15 protein-coding genes and 1 tRNA gene are annotated in these 16736 nt (G+C 56.2%); 12 read left to right on the forward strand and 4 right to left on the reverse strand.

What is annotated here, in order from left to right:
* Window positions 1-139 precede the first annotated feature (139 nt).
* The gene (locus HMPREF2845_RS07685; RefSeq protein ID WP_049354790.1) at window positions 140-1711 is read left to right on the forward strand and encodes a hypothetical protein; all 1572 of its coding nucleotides are present in this window, start codon (window positions 140-142) and stop codon (window positions 1709-1711) included.
* 196 nt (window positions 1712-1907) lie between these two features.
* Here HMPREF2845_RS07685 and HMPREF2845_RS07690 read toward each other — a convergent pair whose 3' ends face one another.
* Window positions 1908-2852: a Nif3-like dinuclear metal center hexameric protein gene (locus HMPREF2845_RS07690; protein WP_070634379.1), complete on the reverse strand. Its 945-nt coding sequence runs from the start codon at window positions 2850-2852 to the stop codon at window positions 1908-1910.
* A gap of 129 nt (window positions 2853-2981) precedes the next feature.
* Here HMPREF2845_RS07690 and msrA point away from each other — a divergent pair, with 129 nt between their 5' ends.
* From msrA to HMPREF2845_RS07745, 11 genes are all read left to right on the forward strand, one after another.
* On the forward strand, window positions 2982-3503 hold the full coding sequence (gene msrA / locus HMPREF2845_RS07695; protein WP_070634380.1) for a peptide-methionine (S)-S-oxide reductase MsrA: 522 nt from the start codon (window positions 2982-2984) through the stop codon (window positions 3501-3503).
* A gap of 214 nt (window positions 3504-3717) precedes the next feature.
* The gene (locus HMPREF2845_RS07700; protein WP_070634476.1) at window positions 3718-4476 is read left to right on the forward strand and encodes a DUF6318 family protein; all 759 of its coding nucleotides are present in this window, start codon (window positions 3718-3720) and stop codon (window positions 4474-4476) included.
* A gap of 141 nt (window positions 4477-4617) precedes the next feature.
* Window positions 4618-5418: a DUF6318 family protein gene (locus HMPREF2845_RS07705; RefSeq protein WP_083308750.1), complete on the forward strand. Its 801-nt coding sequence runs from the start codon at window positions 4618-4620 to the stop codon at window positions 5416-5418.
* Between the two features lie 237 nt (window positions 5419-5655).
* Complete coding sequence (locus HMPREF2845_RS07710; protein WP_083308751.1) at window positions 5656-6417, forward strand: DUF6318 family protein; 762 nt, start codon at window positions 5656-5658, stop codon at window positions 6415-6417.
* Window positions 6418-6690: 273 nt separating this feature from the next.
* Window positions 6691-7443: a DUF6318 family protein gene (locus tag HMPREF2845_RS07715; protein ID WP_070634381.1), complete on the forward strand. Its 753-nt coding sequence runs from the start codon at window positions 6691-6693 to the stop codon at window positions 7441-7443.
* A 248-nt stretch (window positions 7444-7691) separates the two neighbouring features.
* Window positions 7692-8447 (forward strand): DUF6318 family protein, encoded by a 756-nt coding sequence (locus tag HMPREF2845_RS07720; protein WP_049345420.1) that lies wholly within the window; start codon window positions 7692-7694, stop codon window positions 8445-8447.
* Between the two features lie 40 nt (window positions 8448-8487).
* Window positions 8488-9267 carry a DUF6318 family protein gene (locus HMPREF2845_RS07725; RefSeq protein WP_070634382.1) on the forward strand — a complete coding sequence of 260 codons (780 nt, stop codon included), beginning with the start codon at window positions 8488-8490 and terminating at the stop codon, window positions 9265-9267.
* Window positions 9268-9373: 106 nt separating this feature from the next.
* Complete coding sequence (locus tag HMPREF2845_RS07730) at window positions 9374-10135, forward strand: DUF6318 family protein (RefSeq protein WP_049345423.1); 762 nt, start codon at window positions 9374-9376, stop codon at window positions 10133-10135.
* A gap of 242 nt (window positions 10136-10377) precedes the next feature.
* Window positions 10378-11088 carry a DUF6318 family protein gene (locus HMPREF2845_RS07735; protein ID WP_049345426.1) on the forward strand — a complete coding sequence of 237 codons (711 nt, stop codon included), beginning with the start codon at window positions 10378-10380 and terminating at the stop codon, window positions 11086-11088.
* Window positions 11089-11295: 207 nt separating this feature from the next.
* The gene (locus HMPREF2845_RS07740; protein WP_049345427.1) at window positions 11296-12000 is read left to right on the forward strand and encodes a DUF6318 family protein; all 705 of its coding nucleotides are present in this window, start codon (window positions 11296-11298) and stop codon (window positions 11998-12000) included.
* 173 nt (window positions 12001-12173) lie between these two features.
* Window positions 12174-13028 carry a DUF6318 family protein gene (locus HMPREF2845_RS07745; RefSeq protein ID WP_070634383.1) on the forward strand — a complete coding sequence of 285 codons (855 nt, stop codon included), beginning with the start codon at window positions 12174-12176 and terminating at the stop codon, window positions 13026-13028.
* A 133-nt stretch (window positions 13029-13161) separates the two neighbouring features.
* Here HMPREF2845_RS07745 and HMPREF2845_RS07750 read toward each other — a convergent pair.
* From HMPREF2845_RS07750 to HMPREF2845_RS07760, 3 genes are all read right to left on the reverse strand, one after another.
* Window positions 13162-13237, reverse strand: a tRNA-Glu gene (locus tag HMPREF2845_RS07750).
* A gap of 314 nt (window positions 13238-13551) precedes the next feature.
* Window positions 13552-15747: an LPXTG cell wall anchor domain-containing protein gene (locus HMPREF2845_RS07755; protein ID WP_070634384.1), complete on the reverse strand. Its 2196-nt coding sequence runs from the start codon at window positions 15745-15747 to the stop codon at window positions 13552-13554.
* Between the two features lie 581 nt (window positions 15748-16328).
* Window positions 16329-16736, reverse strand: a 408-nt coding sequence (locus HMPREF2845_RS07760) for an LPXTG cell wall anchor domain-containing protein (RefSeq protein ID WP_141752967.1), incomplete at its 5' end; no start/stop codon positions are given.

Raw genomic sequence — 16736 nt, forward strand, 5'->3', positions numbered from 1 at the left:
TGATAGGGTGAAAATGTCCCCGAAACCGACGGGGCTTCCAACCACTTTTCTCATAGGGTGTATGCAGATTCAACGGCGAATTCCCTACCCGCCGTTGATTCCGCAGGACCCGGCGAAAAACAACTTTTAAGGATGTGTTATGTCCTCGCTTCCGAACTCTAAGTCTTCATTCCTCCGCGCAGCTCAGGGTTGCGGCGCGCTGGCGTTGGCTAGTGCCATGGTCCTGCCGATGACCCCGGCGCTCGCTCAGAACGCGGCTCCTACCGCTGATGCAGCCGTTGCAGCCGCCGCCCCGCAGGTTGCTCACCAGGACGCTGCGGATACCCCAACCCTGGATGTATCCATCCCTGACGGTTACAAGTACGACGGCGTGAACCCCTTCCTCATCACGACCGAGGGCGGTACCGTTCATGTGAAGGGTACGGGCTACACCAAGGAGTGGCGTGCACAGCACGGCACCGTGGCGCTGTACATTGCCCCCGCAAAATACGCGCCCTCCGGCTACGAGATTCCGACTTCGAAGATGCTGCGCTTCGTGGAGGGCCAGGACTTCACCATTTCTGATGACGGCACCTTCGAGGCTGACCTGAAGGTTGAGGCGTACAAGCTTGCAGCCTACTACTTCGTTGATGATGACAACTTCCACGATCCGACCGGCGGCACCAAGTACGATGTCCGCTACGAGATTCACGTGGTGGCTGAGCAGAAGGGCCAGAAGCCGCTGACCGCCCAGGAGCTGTGGACCAGCAAGAACGTAGTGAGCACTCGGGTGCTGAACACTCTGGGCGAGAAGCCGGCACCGTTCGCGCCGCGCCTGAGTTACAACGCTGTGGCTGATACCGCAAAGTCGCAGGAATTGAACGTTGGTGGCCAGGGGTTCAACGGCGATATCCGCTCCGTTAAGGGTGTCCAGTTCGTGGTTCGCGAGAAGGGCTCGAACACCCCGGTTCTGGCAACCAGCGACATTATCGAGTTTGACCACCCCACCCAGGCTTCGGCGTACCGTGACGGCAACCTGAACGGTACCGTGAATCTTCCGGCAAACACTCTGAATGCTTCGAAGAAGTACGTGATTGAGGTTTGGGCTAACGACGGTTACAGCGAGACGGGCGAGCTGCTCGCGCCGGTCGTGGGCAAGTCCACTGAGGGCCGCGGTACCCTGCTCGCATGGCAGGACCTGGATCTGAACGGCACGAACGGTTACAAGGATGCAAACCTGCCCAACGCTCAGGATCCCAAGAAGGACGACAACCAGAAGCCTGACCCTTCCGATGAGAAGCTGAAGACCCCCGCAACTCGCGGTGAGCTCGCAGCTGCCCTGTACATCCAGGCGGGTACTCCCGAGGTGAAGCTGCCCGAGACTTCCCCGTGGCCGGATGTGAAGACCGACGACCCGAACTTCCCCGCCTACGTGTGGGCTCGTCAGAAGGGCATTACTTTTGGCTGGTCGGACGGTAAGTTCCATGCTGATGCCGGCATTTCGAATGCTACTGTTGCGGCGTTCGCCTACCGTGCGGCTGGTTCGCCCGCAGTGACGGGCAACTCCCCCTACAGCGATGTGGCTCCCGGTTCGGCGTTCTACCGCGAGATTCTGTGGGCTCAGCAGAACAAGGTGGTGCTGAACGCTAGCGGCGCTTTTGATGCTCAGCACATGGTGACTCATGGTGAGTTGGAGACTCTGATTGAGGCGTTCCAGGCTCGCGCTAAGTAAGGTCATTTAGACCGCCTGCGCTTGGCACCCCAAGCCCTGCAGAGTATTGCTCCCGCAGAAGTAATGCCCGGTCTGCACGTTCCCGTCAGGATCCTTGATGAGAGGTTCCTGTCGGGTTCGTATAGACCGGGCTTTACTGTGCCTAAATTTTTGAAGACTGCTTCTTGGTAGCTATTCAGCGGCTATTTTTCAGCGCTTACTTTTCAGCCAGGCTAGTCCATGCGGCGGCGGGTTCGGTGCTTGCCGAGTGCGCGTCCTGGCCGGTTGCCACGCCGGTGGAGATGGTGAAGTCCCACGGGTCGGTGTTCAGTGTGGACAGCTTCGTTTCGATAGCAAAGCCACGCTCAGCGAGCAGGGCGCGCAGGCGGTTTGCAGCCGACTGCAGCCAGAGGGATTCGCTGGCGGCGTGGGAGCAATCAATCAGGGCGATGTTGCTGCCGTCAATTCGTGCGGTTTCGCGGAATTCGCTGGCGGGGTGGTGGCGCAGGTCGGCGGTAATGTACACCTGCGCGTCAGTGGCGCGCACAGCGTCGAAGAGGGAGTCACCGGCACCACCACAGAGGGCGACGCGGCGGATCGGCTGGTCAGCGCGTCCGGCGATGCGCAGGCCACCAGCGGTTGCGGGCAGTGCCGCAGCGAGGCGTTCTGCAAGCTCCTTGAGGGTAATTTCTTCGGGCAGGGTGCCGAGGCGGCCGGTACCTACCGCGTGTTCCTGCTCGTCGAGCACCTGGGTTTGCGCTTCGGTGAGCGGTTCGCGGTCAATCAGGCCGATAGCGTCACAGAGTGCTTCGTTCACGCCTTCAACGGCGGCATCTGCGTTGGTGTGCGCGCCGAGCAGGCCGCATCCGCCTTCGATGAGGGTGTGCAGAACGTTGCCTTTGTAGTCGCTGTCGGGGATGAACTTTGCGCCGCGGAGTAGCAGCGGGTGGTGGGTGATGAGTAGCTGCGCGCCTTCGGCTACGGCTTCTTCGGCGGTGGCGGTGAGGGCGTCTACTGCGAAGAGGACGGTGCTTACTTTAGCGGCGCCACGTCCGGCGACGAGGCCGGAGGCGTCCCATCCGGCGGCGAGCTGCGGAGGGAAGAGCGTGTGGAAGGCGTCGACGACTTCTGCGAGGGTGGGGGTTTCTAGTTTTTCAGTCATACCTCTATTGTGGCAGGTGGCGCGGCGGGGCAGGTGGCGGTTTACGCCAAAGCCTGCAGTAACGCAGGAATATTATGCGGCTCGGCGGTGTTCTTCAGATAGTGTGGTTTTATAGTTCAAGGAGGAATCATGACTGATGTTGTTCTTGCCGGCGGCTGTTTCTGGTGCCTGGATGCGGTGTACCGCCAGTTCCGCGGGGTTGAGGCGAGCGTCTGCGGCTACACGGGCGGCGATACTCCCGACCCTGATTATCGTTCGGTGTGTTCGGGTGCGACCGGGCATCAGGAGGCGCTGAAGCTCAGCTTTGACCCGCAGGTGATTGACCTGGATACGGTGCTGGATATTTTCTTCACGAGCCACGATCCGACCAGCTGGGATCGTCAGGGTGCGGATACCGGTTCGCAGTACCGTTCGGTGCTTTTCTACGCGGATGAGCAGCAGCGTGAAGCGTTTGAGCGTGCGGTGGCGCGTGCACAGCAGCTGTACCCCTCCCCCATTGTTACGCAGATTAAGCCCCTGGGCGTGTTCTATGAGGCTGAGGATTATCACCAGAATTATTACGCGTTGAATCCGGCGCAGGGTTATTGTTCGTTTGTGGTGAGCCCGAAGGTGGCTCATGCGCGCCGCAATTTTGCGCATCTGCTCCGTTAGCTGCTCTGTTAGTCGGTGCGTCCGGTTCAGTTGAGGCGTATTACGTTGTTCACCCCGTAGCTGTCTTTTGTCGTGTGGCAGCTATGGGGTGTCTTCGTATGCGCCCGGCTATTTGTTGTTCGCTGGTGCTTTAGGGTTGCTATAAGGTGCGCCCGGTATGATGGGGGTGTCGACTCACTCCCCCTCGTCCGTTGACCTCACCGAAAGACTGCTGATGACTAGCTCCTCTTCTAAGCCCGTCGCCTTGAGCCGCCGCGCCGTGTTGGGTGCGGGCGGTGTTGGTCTTGCCGCTGTGTTGTCTGCGTGTGCGCGTACGGTGCATCCACCGGTTGATACTGCCGCCTCTGAGTCAGCGAGCCCGTCTGCTTCGCCGGCGTTGCCGTCTGCGAATAAGTCGTATAAGGGTAAGGTCACGTTCGATAACTTTGAGAAGAACGGCGAGTACGTTCCTGCCACAGCTGAGAAGAAGGCGCAGAATGTGCCCAAACCGATCATGCCGGAGAAGGTGCAGGAGCTGAGTATTGACGGTATTTATGCACTGATTGGTTATTGGATTTCTAGCTTTAATTATTTGGCGTTGACGGGTGATATTGAGCCGATGAAGAAGACGGATCCTAGCACTGACTACACTAAGGAGCTTGAGCCGATGATTAAGCTCTATGAGACGGGTCGCGGCTGGATTTATGACACGAGTGAGCCGATGTCTGTGTACCTGCTGACGGATACCCCCACGCAGATTGAGGGTGACCGTATTCTTTATTTCTGGCGTGCTCGTTCTCTGGTTGACCAGAATGCGAAGAGGCATCTGACGGAGGGTGATAACCGCGATAAGTCGCTGGCTAGGGCAGAAGATTCTCAGGGCCAGACGATGAGGATCGTTGTGGAGTATAAGGAGGGTGCTTGGTTTATGAGCACTCAGAAAGATAAGGATGGTGATAATAGCACGGAATCTGCGAGCCCCTCGGCGTCCTAGTGCACTAATTGCAGCTTTTCAGACCTTTCTTCGCAAAAGGATACAAATAGAAACGTTTGATACCTATTTGCACACTTTAGGGTATGATGGAGTTGTCAACTCACTCTATTTCCTTTGTTGACTTCTTTTGAAAGGCTGATTATGACGAGCCCTTCCCCCATATCTACCCGTGTGAGCCGCCGCGTGGCACTGGGTGCGACCGCCGCTGGTGCACTTGCCGCGTTGACCGCTTGTGCCAGCGATATTCGCCCATTGGCTGATGGCTCGGCGTCTAACTCTACTTCCGGTTCTGCTAGTGCATCCGCGAGCGCTTCAGCTAGTGCCTCACCCAGTGCCTCGGCTAGCGCTTCGCCTTCTGCTTCTTCCGGCAAGCATTATAAGGGCCTCGTGAAGTTTGATAACTTCGAGAAGAACGGCGAGTACGTTCCGGCAACCGCCACTCATAAGGCGCAGAACGTGCCCAAGCCTCTCGTTCCGGCGAACATGAACGAGCAGAACGTTGACGGTATTTACGCGTTCGTTGGTTATTGGTTGGCGAGTTCCAACTATCTGCTGATGACCGGCGATACTGAGCCGTTGCAGAAGGTTGAATCTGCGGATGCGCTGGAGAATTACCGGAATTTGACGGTTGCTTATGAAAATAATGCGGGCTGGCTCTACGGTGCGGATAGCCCTATGACTCTTGAGTTGCTTTCTGATTCACCGCAGAAAATTTCCGGTAGCCGAATTCGCTATGACTGGTTGGGATACATGAGTTACAGCGCGGACATGAAGATTCACGCTGAAGGTCAGGGCCCTGATGAACCCTTTATGGAGGATAGCTCGCGGGAACTGACGAGGGTTGGTGTGGAGTACAAGGATGGTAAGTGGAGTATGGTCACCAGTGAGGATGGCTCTTCTTCGGCGGCTTCCGATTCTTCTTCGAGTTCTTCTTCTGTCTAAGCACCTACCCTATAGGTAAGGTCTAACGGCTTAAGATAGACTTCTCCCCCGCCTGCGGTAATGCACCGTGGGCGGGGGTTCTTTATGTCAAGACTTGGTGATGCTTTGCAGTGGTATTAGGTTGCTTTGTCATCGGCGCTAAATGACGACCGCTGATGGGTATCTGTGTATTTGCCGGTATGATGGGGTTGTCAACTCACTCAATTTCCTTTGTTGACTTCCTATGAAAGGCTGATTATGACGAGCCCTTCCCCCATTTCTGCTGGTATGTCCCGCCGCGTGGCGCTGGGTGCGACCGGCGTCGGCGTACTGGCTGCATTGACTGCGTGCGCTAGCAATATTCGCCCGACGGCTGAAGGTTCGGCGTCTAGCTCCGCTTCTGAAAGCGCCTCGGCCGCTGCTTCCGCATCTGCTTCTTCGGACAAGTCCTATAAGGGCTTTGTGAAGTTCGATAACTTCGAGAAGAACGGCGAATACGTTCCTGCCACTGCCGAGAAGAAGGCGCAGAATGTGCCCAAGCCCCTAGCCCCGGCGAACATGAACGAAGATAACGTTGATGGCATGTATGCGTTCATTGGCTACTGGCTGGCAAGCTTTAACTATGCGCTAATGACCGGTGATACTGAGCCGATGAAGAAGGCTGACCCTGCAGATGTGTATGCGAAGAGTCTGCAGGAACTTACGATCATGTACGAGAACGATCTGGGCTGGATGTACGGTACGGATACCCCGGTTACTCTTGAGCTGACTAGTGGTTCACCGAAGAAGGCGTCCGGTAAGGGTACCCGTTACGACTGGCCGGCATACATGAACTACAGCGCCGATGCGAAGATTCACATTGAGGGCAAGTCTGACCAGCCCTTTAAGACCGCTTCTAGCCCGAATGGCAAGCTGGCGAAGGTTGCCGTGGAATACAAGGACGGTAGGTGGATTATGCTCACCGGCGATGAAGGCTCTTCTTCGTCGGCTTCCGCTTCTTCTAGCTCTTCTGCTGCCTAGGTCTTCTGTCTAGGCCCCACCATAACGGTTCAGGCATAACAGCTTGAGGTAGGCTTCTCCCCCGCCTGCGGTAATGCACCGTGGGTGGGGGTTTCTTGTGCCAAAAACCCAGGGAACACTCAGGCGAAAACCCCGCGGATGGCCGGGGTCGGCTGAGAGTGCCTCGGGTACGCTTAACGTATATACATTGACGTACTACATATGGTCTTTACCTGCAGGTTTGAGCCTCGTGCTGACGGCTTTGTGGGTGAAGGATCCGACGAAGGACTTCCGATGACTACTTTCTTCACTCGACGTACCGCTCTGGGTGTTGCTGTTGCGGGTGCACTTTCTGCGTTGACTGCGTGCGCTAGCGATATTCGCCCACTGGCTGGCAGTACCGGCTCAGCTTCTCCGTCGGAGGCGGCGACCACCTCCGAATCTGCGTCTGCATCGGCGTCTCCTTCTGCTTCGGCGCCTGCGAGTGCTTCTGCTGCTTCGGGTCTTCCGTCGTCGGGTAAGTCCTATAAGGGTGCGATGAAGTTCGATAGCTATGAGAAGAACGGTGAGTACGTTCCAGCGAGCGCTACGAATCCGGCTGAGAATATGCCGAAGCCTGTTCCTCCGGCGAATATGAAGGAGCACAGCGTTGATGGTGCGTATGCTTTCTTGAGTTTCTGGCTGGCGAGCTTGAACTATTTGCTGATGACGGGCGATATGGGCCCGATAGATACTGTTTACCATAAAGGCTACGCCTGGGAGGAATATTCCAGCATATTCAAGGTGTATGCGTTGGGTGCTGGTTGGGTGTACGGTACGGAAACTCCGTATATTGTTGAGCTGCTAACGGATGCCCCTCGTGAGGTGCCGGGCAGCGATAATACTCGCTTTATTTGGGAAGGCTATCTCTACATGGATCCCAAGATGGTGCGGCATTATAAGAATCAGCCCGAGAAACCGGCGAGCGCTGATGAGTCGAAGAAGAAGGTGGCGAGGTTCCGTCTGGAGTACAAGGACGACAAGTGGGAGCTGTCTAGCGCCGCTTAGTTGCCGTCTTGCAGAGGGTTCAACTCTCCTCGTGACTTCTCACGTAACAAGACCCCGCGCCTGGTAAAACGCTGGGTGTGGGGTCTTAATTTTCTGAACATTCGAGGTGGTCGCGGGGCTATTTGGTGGCTCTCGGGTAACCTTAAAAATATATACATTGACGTACTTATAGGTCTGTACGGGGTGCGTATGCCTGCCGCGGTGTGTGGCGTGATTTGCTCTGTATTGGCTCCAACGAAGGGCTTCCGATGACTACCTTCTTCACTCGACGTACTCTCCTGGGGGTTGGTGCGACCGGTGTTCTTGCGGCGCTGACTGCGTGCGCTAGCGATATTCGCCCGCTGTCGCAGGGTTCAATATCTCAGGGTTCCGGCGGTTCCTCTGCCTCGGCTTCTGCTACTGCTTCTGGCGCGGCTTCCTCTTCTGCGAGCGCCTCGGCGTCGCCTTCGCCGACGGATGGTCACACTCCCGGCTCGTATGTTGGCCCGATTAAGTTCAATAACTATGAACGGAACGGCACCTACATTTCTGCGAATGCGGATGCGCCAGCGCAGAACGTGCCAAAGCCTCTAATCCCAGAGAAGATGAAGGAAAACAGCCCCGAGGGCGCCTACGCTCTGATGGGTTATTGGCTTGCGTCCCAGAATTATCTGATTCTGACCGGCGACGTTGAGCCGCTCATGAAGGCGGATCCGGCGAAGGCTTTTTTGAAGAACTCTAAGACCATGATTAGGCTCTACGAGTCGGGTCTGGGTTGGATTTACGGTTCGGATCAGCCGTACAAGATTGAGATTGCGGAGAATGAGCTTCAGCCGGTGGCTAATAAGCCGGACCGCTATGAGTGGCTTGTGACCGTCGCATATGATCCTGCCGCTAAGTACCACATTGAGGGTGAGCCTGATGCGACTATCGTTGAGGAGGAAAAGACGATTCCCCGCACGACGAAGTTCATCATGGAGTACAAAGAAGGCATGTGGCGCATGCTTTTGAACAACGATAGTTAGTTTCCCTCATCTTCTGATACGCACTACTTAAGGATTTCTGATGACGACTTTCCTTTCTCGACGTGCAGCCCTACTAGCTGCCGGTGCGGGCGCTATTACGATGCTGAGCGCCTGCACCAGCGATATCCGCCCGCTGGCTGATAGTTCCGCCTCCGGTGAGGCGTCCACTTCTGCAGGTCCTAGCGAATCTGCTAGCGCATCCGCTTCTGCGGGTGGCTCTTCTGAGAAGTCTTATCTGGGGCCGGTAAAGTTCGACAACTACGAGAAGAAGGGCGAGTACATCCCCGCGGATGAGACGCACAAGGCGCAGAATGTGCCCAAGCCCCTCCCTCCGGCGAATATGCATGAGAAAACCATTGATGGCGCATACTCTGCCTTTAGTTTTTGGCTTGCCAGCGTCAACTATCTGGTGCTCACCGGTGACGATGAGCCGTTGAAGCAGGCTGACCCCTCCGGCAGGGATGTGAAGTCTTTCCATGATTACGTGACTTTTTATGAGTCCAATGAGGGGTGGTTTTACGGTTCGGAGCATGCGCTTCAGGCTGAGATTATGACCCCGCAACCTGAGAAGGTATCGGATAGCGGCTCCCTCTACTACTGGCGTATCACGCTGTCCAAGGACTCTAAGGCGATGATGCATGTTGAGGGTAAGGGAAACAGGCCTATGTACCAGAACACTTCCATGGAGCCTGAGCTTTCCGACCTGAAATTGTCGTATCAGGACGGTAAATGGTTCACTTACCCCACTAAGATACGCGGACAGGGCACTGCGAGCCCGAGCACCAAAGCATCCGATGATGCTAACTCTAAGACCGCCTAGAGCATCTTTGCAGAGTTCACCTTAGAGGTGAGGATTTACCTCACTTATAGGGTTGATAAGCTCCAGAGCTTCATCCCCTACCCTACTTATCATTTAAGGATTTTTCATGGCAACTTTTCTTTCTCGACGTGCCGCACTAGCTGCAGCTACCGGTGCTGGCACGGCTGCGGCGCTGACTGCGTGCGCTAGCGATATTCGTCCGCTGGCTGATAGCTCCGCCTCCGGTGAGGCTTCGGCGAGTGCCAGCACTTCTGAGTCTGCGAGCGCATCCGCCTCGGCATCTGCTTCAGCGACTGAGCCTGCTAAGAAGTCGTACAAGGGCACGGTGAAGCTCGACAAGTACGAGAAGAACGGCGAGTACGTTCCTGCCACGGCTGAGAAGAAGGCGCAGAACGTGCCGAAGCCTATTGTTCCGGAGAAGATGAACGAGGCGACCATTGAGGGCATGTACCAGTTCCTCAGCTACTGGGTGGCAAGCTTCAACTACATGTTCATGACCGGTGATTACGAGCCGCTCAAGAAGGCTGACCCTGCCGGCGAGTTTGCGAACGATCACAACAACGTTGTTCTTGTGTACTCCACCGGCAAGGGCTGGGTGTACGACACGGATGCACCGGTTACCGTTCAGCTTCTGACTGATGCCCCGAAGAAGGTCGCTGGTGGCCCCAACCGTTACGATTGGATCGGACGCTTCATCCAGGACCCCAAGGCGAAGGTCCGCGTTGAGGGCCAGGACCCCATTCCCCTAGCTGAGGAGGGATCTTCCAAGAGCGAAGCGACTAACTTTGCGATGGACTACAAGGACGGCTCCTGGTTCATGGTCAGCGAGGAAGAATCCTCCGATGTGGGTTCTTCCAAAAAAGAGTAAGTCTAAGGACTAGAAAACCAACGCCTCTTACGGGCGGTCACTTTTAGATTTAGAGGAAGAGATACAGGGGAAGCTCCCGCATGTAGTTGAGATTGCGTGTGGGGGCTTCCCCTTTTTTTGCATGGCCTGCGTACGGTCGTGTTGAACTATTCCCCCAGATGAGCAGGTGCCGGCTTTGAGTGTGCCAACAAACCTGCTCGGGTACGCTTAAAAGCACACGAACAAACTATTGAGGGGTTCCCATGCCTACCTTCGTTACCCGACGCACCGCCCTGGGCGTTGTTGCCGCTGCCGCGCTCGCCTCCTTGACTGCCTGCGCCAGCGATATCCGCCCGCTGGAGGACCCGAGCGTAGTTGACCCGATGCGCCCCTACAAGGGCGAGCTGAAGTTCAATAGCTACAAGTCGACCGGAACGTACCACCCCGCAAGCAGCACGAAGAAGGCGGAGAACCCGCCTATGCCCACCCCTCCCGTGAACATGAAATCGAAGACGACCTCGGGCATGTACGCAGCTATAGGCTACTGGGTCGCGTCCCTGAATTATCTGACGGTTACAGGCGACGACACGCCGCTCAAGGCCGTGGACATGGATGTCATCTACGTGCGGAAGATGGAAGCATACGTAGAGTTGTACAAGAAGAATGAGGGGTGGATGTACGGCACCGAGACGCCGCTCGTGGCTGATCTGACCGAGGAGACCCCGCAGAAGGGTAACGATGAGCAGTACCGCTGGAAGGGTATTGCCCGTAGTCATAAGGATGCTGTTCTCCATTACGTGCCCGAGGACAGGGATATTCGTCTGGCTGAGACGAGCGGTGACTCCAGCAACGATGAGGTCACTTTTGTGTTGAAATACAGAGACGATGCGTGGATGGTCACCGTTGAGACGAAGAGTTCCTCGACGACTTCCCCCGGATCCTCGGGCGGAAGCGGTTCTGGCCTCAACGTTTAGGATGCGGCGGCGCGGGAAAACGGCGGCACAGGAAAGCGGCAGCATAAGAAGATGGTGACACTTTCCCCTAGTAAACGACACTTTTCGTTAGCTAACGTAGCTTTTGTAGCATTTTCCAAGGTTTGACAACGAAGAAATCATAAACATAACCAAATACACTAAGGTACCCTGAAATAGATACACCGATAATCTATTGAAGGGTACCTTATGTCCACCTTCGTGACCCGACGCGCCGCCTTTGGCATCGCCGCCACCGCCGCGCTCGCCTCCTTGACCGCCTGCGCCAGCGATATTCGCCCGCTCAGCGACCCGAGCACGCCCAAGGAACAGCGCTCCTACAAGGGCGAGCTGAAGTTTAACAGCTACGAATCACGCGGCACCTACGTTCCCGCGACCAGCTCAAAGAAGGCGGAGAATCCACCCAAGCCTATTCCTCCTGCAAAGATGAGGGCCAAGACGACAGAGGGCATGTACGCCGCCATAGGCTTCTGGGTAGCATCTTTCAATTACCTGATACTCTCCGGTGATATTGAACCCTTCATGGCTGTGGATATAAACCGAAACGATATCTACAAGGCAGAAGCCTTCTCCAAGCTTTATAAGAGCAACACTGGCTGGATGTACGGCGCAGATGCACCAGTCTCAGCGAACCTGACCGAGGACGCTCCAGAGCAGGTTAACGAGCACCAGTATCGTTGGAGGGCCACCAGCCGCTACCACAAGAAAACAACGATTCACTATACAGATGGCCGGGAACTACCCATGACCTCATTGGATGGCAATACTGGCGATTATGATTTCTTCTTTGCCTTGAAATATCAGGATGGTGCATGGACGGTCTGGAATGAACGAGTCAAACTAGCTCCGATCTCACCCACTTCAAGCGCGAGCAGCTCCGGTGCCTCCGTTTAGAACCCCGGCCATATCGTAGTCGTGCGAGAATCTCTGGGTCCCGTGTTTTTCGTCATCTACCGCCGCTTTTACGGCATTGGAGGCGTACACAACATTGGGCTGACCGCTCCCCTGCGATATTCTGGAATTAGTTCAATACCGGCACATACTTTATTCACCTCAGAAAGAGCCCCATGTCTACCATGTACACCCGCCGCACCGCCCTGACCGCACTGGGTCTGGGCACCGCTGCACTTCTTGCCGCATGTTCCTCGAAGTCCTCCGAATCTTCGGCGACCGCGAGCGCGTCCGCTACCGAGTCTTCAACCGCAAGCGCTACCGCATCCGTCTCCCCCACCGCGGAGGCAACCACCACCGTTGAGCCCGGCCCCAGCATGAAGGGTGAGGTCGTTCTTGCCGACTACTCCTCCACCGGCACTTTTGAGCCCGGTACCAAGGAGCACAAGGCTGTAAACGTTGCGATTCCCTTGGAGCCGGCGAAGCTGCGTGAGAACAGTGTTGAGGGTCTGCACGCGTTCATTGCGTACTGGCAGGCTACCCTGAACTACCTGCTGCTGACCGGTGACGGTGTACGCTTCACGAACATTGACCACACGGGTGATTACTCGACTGTGGCTGAGTTCTTCCAGAGCATGTACGCTTCGGAGAGCGGCTGGGTGATCGGTTCGGAGCGTCCGATGGTTCTGTCGTTGACTGCTGACCGCCCGACCAAGGATACTCGCACCGGCTACTACACTTGGGCAACCGAGATGGTGATTGATGGTGCTGAGGGTGCTGGCGTGTACAGCAAGACTAATGATCGTGTGCAGCCGCTGACCGAGGTATTCAAGTACCCGGGTAAGCCGGTGGCTGGTCAGATTGTGGCGCACTACCAGGACGGCACTTGGCGTATGGTGCGTCGCGCTCCGGGTACTGCTTCTGCTTCGCCGGTTCCGTCGCTGAGCCCGAGCGCTTCGGCTGAGGGTACTGCGTCTGCGGAGGGTTCGGCGGAGGCTACTACTGCTTCTGCTGAGGCGTCGGCGCAGTAGATTCCGGGTCCCCTATACCACTGAGAAGCCACATGTGTTTTAAACACATGTGGCTTTTCGCTTTTAATCTTTCTTGAAAAAGACAGGTATAAACAAAAAGCCTTGATTCCGAAGAACCAAGGCTTTTTCCTAGTGGTGACCCCAACCGGATTTGAACCGGTGTTGCCGCCGTGAGAGGGCGGAGTACTAGGCCGCTATACGATGGGGCCGTGAGATTTGCATCTCTTTTACCAGGTCCCCCTGGCAACACATATAACTATACAGAGGTTCCCAGAAACAACCAAATCGAAAAGCGGTGAAATGAGTCACATATTTTACACTGAGTGCAAGGCCTAAAAACAGACTCCTCCCCCAGCTGTGCAGACCCCCCCCCCGACAGCCATCCGGCACCTCCGCAGCGCCCGCCTCCGTGCCCGCGCCTGCCTCGTTCAGGCGCCACGGCACCACAACACCACGGCATCAAGGCACAAAAATGCGCCCCGCACAATGTACGGGGCGCATCCGCTCAAACTAGAGCAAGAAACTATGCCTTACGGCGGCGAAGCACCATCACAGCGGCACCAGCAATCAGCACAAACGCACCAACAGCAGCCAGGCTCAGAACATTCTGAGCACCGGTCTTAGCCAGCGAGCCCTTGCTCTGAGGCGCAGATTTGGTTGCCGAAGCGCTCACCTGAGAATCCGAACCGGAGCCCTTAGACTGATCCTCAGACTTCACCGAAGAAGAGTTCTTCAGCGGCGCGGTCTTCGCGGTGGTTCCCAGCTGGTCGTTAGCTTCCTCAGCCTTCGATTGTTCGCCCTTAGGCTGCTCAGCTGCCGGCTTCTTTTCTGCTACAGCAGCAGATGCGGAAGGCGATGCCGAAGCATTGGTCGGGAATGCCGGCTCCTCAGCCTCATCGCGGTTATCCGCATTGCCGGCGTCCTTCGCATCATTAACAATCAGCGAAACAGCCGAATCGTAATTACGGTTGGTAGCCACGTCGGAACCAGCGGTGACAGTACCGAGCATATAGCCCTGGCTGTACTGCATGGTGTTCGCGGGAACACGCAGAGTTGCGTCGAAGGAGTACTTGCCGGTGCGTGCGTTGTAGACGAACGCGCTCGCCGGAACGACGGTGGAGACCTTCTGAATATTCGCCAGTTCGCTATCGGTCAGCTTGTCGTAACCCATCGACCATTCGCCTTCCTTGACGAGGAACAGGCGAATACCTTCTGCTGGGGGCTTCTCAAAGTCGTAGCCGGACACGTGGAAGGTGTAGGGGCGGGTAATGTCGACGGTACCCTCAGCAAAGTTCAGGGTGGGGTCAATCAGCACTGCGGTAGCCTGCTTCGGGTAGCCCTGGAAGGGAACCTTAGCGGGGTTGATGGTCGCAGTGGAGGTGAACTCACCCTCGGAAACCTCAGCGTGGAACTTCACGATAGAGTTCGGAACCAGCTTCTGCTGCGAGGAGGGAACAGCCTTGCCGTTGCGGTCAACGGTCGCCTTGGAAGTGTAGGTGTCAGTCATGGAGCCGTCACCGGTCTTCGAGTTCAGCACGTAGGGTACTGCCGCGGTGGTGTTAGCGATGTCCTGCTTATCCACTGCGATGACGGAGCCATCCTCGGTGACGGTCAGGTCGTTAGCCTTACCGCCGTTCATCTCAACCTCACCGATCACGCGGTCAGTCTTAGCATCGAAGATGGCGATCTTGCCGGTGCCGAAGTCGGTCACGTACACCAGATCGCGGCCCTCATCGTTCTCCATGGACAGCGCCTGGGTACCGAACTTAACGAACTTCTTGAACGCGCCGGTGCTCAGGTCGTAGACAGAGATACCGGAGTTCACGCCGTCCACACCCTGGGAGGAGACGTAAAGCTCGTTCTCGGAGTGGTCAATAGTGACATCCGAGGGGCGAACCTCAACGGAGGAGTTCTCGCCGCGGGTCTGAATAACCTGCTCGGTCTTGAAGGTCTTGGTGTTGATGACGAAGACCTTGCCGCCGGTGCGCTCGGGCACGTACAGCTTGTCTCCATCAATGGTCATGTTCATGCCGATGTAGCGGGTACCGCCGTTGGGGGCGCCCTCCAGCTGCAGCTTGGTGACCTCGAAGGTCTTCATGTCGATTGCGGACACATAGTAGCGGCCGGTCACGAACACCTTGCCGGAGTTGTGGTCCACCAGCACAGAGCGGGGGTGCTCAATCCAGTTCGGGTCGCTCTCAGCGATACCGTGGTTAGTCCAAATCTGTTCCATGGTGTTCTGGTCGAACACGGACAGGGAGTTATCGGTGGTGTTAGTAACCCACACGGTGCCGGACACGTCATCAACAGTGATGCCGTACGCGGAAATGTAGCCAAATTCGCCGTTCTTATCCAGCTCGAAAGGAAGCGCTGCTACTTCTTCAATCTGAAGAGTGTCTGCGTTGACACGAGCAATGGTGGAGGCGAGGTCGCCGCGTGCACCCACGCCGACCATCCAAATCTTGTTGGTCGCCTTAGAGTATGCAACCTGGTACTGGCCGGGCAGACCCTGGGTAATCTGCGCGACGGACGCGGAGGTGTCAACAATGCGGCTCAGCGATGCGGTGGAAGGAGCCGATGCGCTGGGGGTCGCGGTCTGGTTTGCGGTGTTCGGTGCTGCGAAGGAGGCAGGAATCATGGCTGCGCCGGAGATTGCGAGCGCGAGGGAGCCGACGGCGAGCCCCTTCAGTGCTTTGCCCGAGGAGGGAGTGAGGTTCAATGTGTGTCCTTTAAATGTGTAACGGAAGTGCTCACATGCCGCATGCGAATGCTAACGAGACACCCGTGAATATGCGGTGACATATTCGACGGCACGAAAAGCAGAAATGCAGGTAACGCATAAATTTACCTACCTTCTAATCCTCAATGTTTTCCCAGGAAAATACAAGCAGCGACGTGGGCGTGTTTTGTGTTTTTGTGAGTGATCCCCTAATTCGCCTTCAGTATCACGTGAAGGTTGATGTGTATCCAGGGTTTTTCCTTGCTCTTACGGGCAAAAACCCAGGTCACGAGGGGTATTGTGATGCTTTTATATTTACACATTAATGTAAAAGTTTAGGTGAGGCGCGCCAGCGAGATTCACCACGGGTTAAACATTTTCTCAACATTCAAAACCTATATTTTTACAGGCAAGTGCACATATATAAATATGCTTTAAAAACCACCCACTCAGCATTAGCCCAAGCAGGCACATAAAAGGCGGGTACTCCCTCCCCCCAGATTCAAAGAATCCGAAAGAGAAAATACCCGCCTCCTCACGCGTTACATCGAGCATTTACGCCCGAAAACTAAACGCTACGCTTATGCCTTGCGGCGGCGCATCACCAGAGCAGCACCCGCAATCAGAGCCACAGAAGCGAAAGCAACCAGCGGCATCACAGCGTTCGCACCAGTGTTCGCCAGAGCGCCACGCGAAGAGCCAGCCTGCGAGGAACCTGCGTCGCTCTTAGCTACCGAGGAGCCACTGCCCAAATTATCGGAGCCACCTGCAGAGGAGCCACCGTTCTTCACAGCCGAACCGGACTTATCAGCCTTCACAGCATCCGGAGCAGGCTTGGAGTCCTGTGCACCGGTCTTAGCGTCAGACTTGGAGTCAGACTGAGATGCCTGATCCTTGGAGGTCTGATCCTTAGCCTCTGCGGTGTTCTCAGACTTAGCGTCAGACTTCTTATCCTCAGGCTTCGGGTCAGCAGGCTTCGGGTCAGCAGG

This window comes from Rothia sp. HMSC065B04 (assembly GCF_001812285.1).
Lineage (GTDB): Bacteria > Actinomycetota > Actinomycetes > Actinomycetales > Micrococcaceae > Rothia > Rothia mucilaginosa.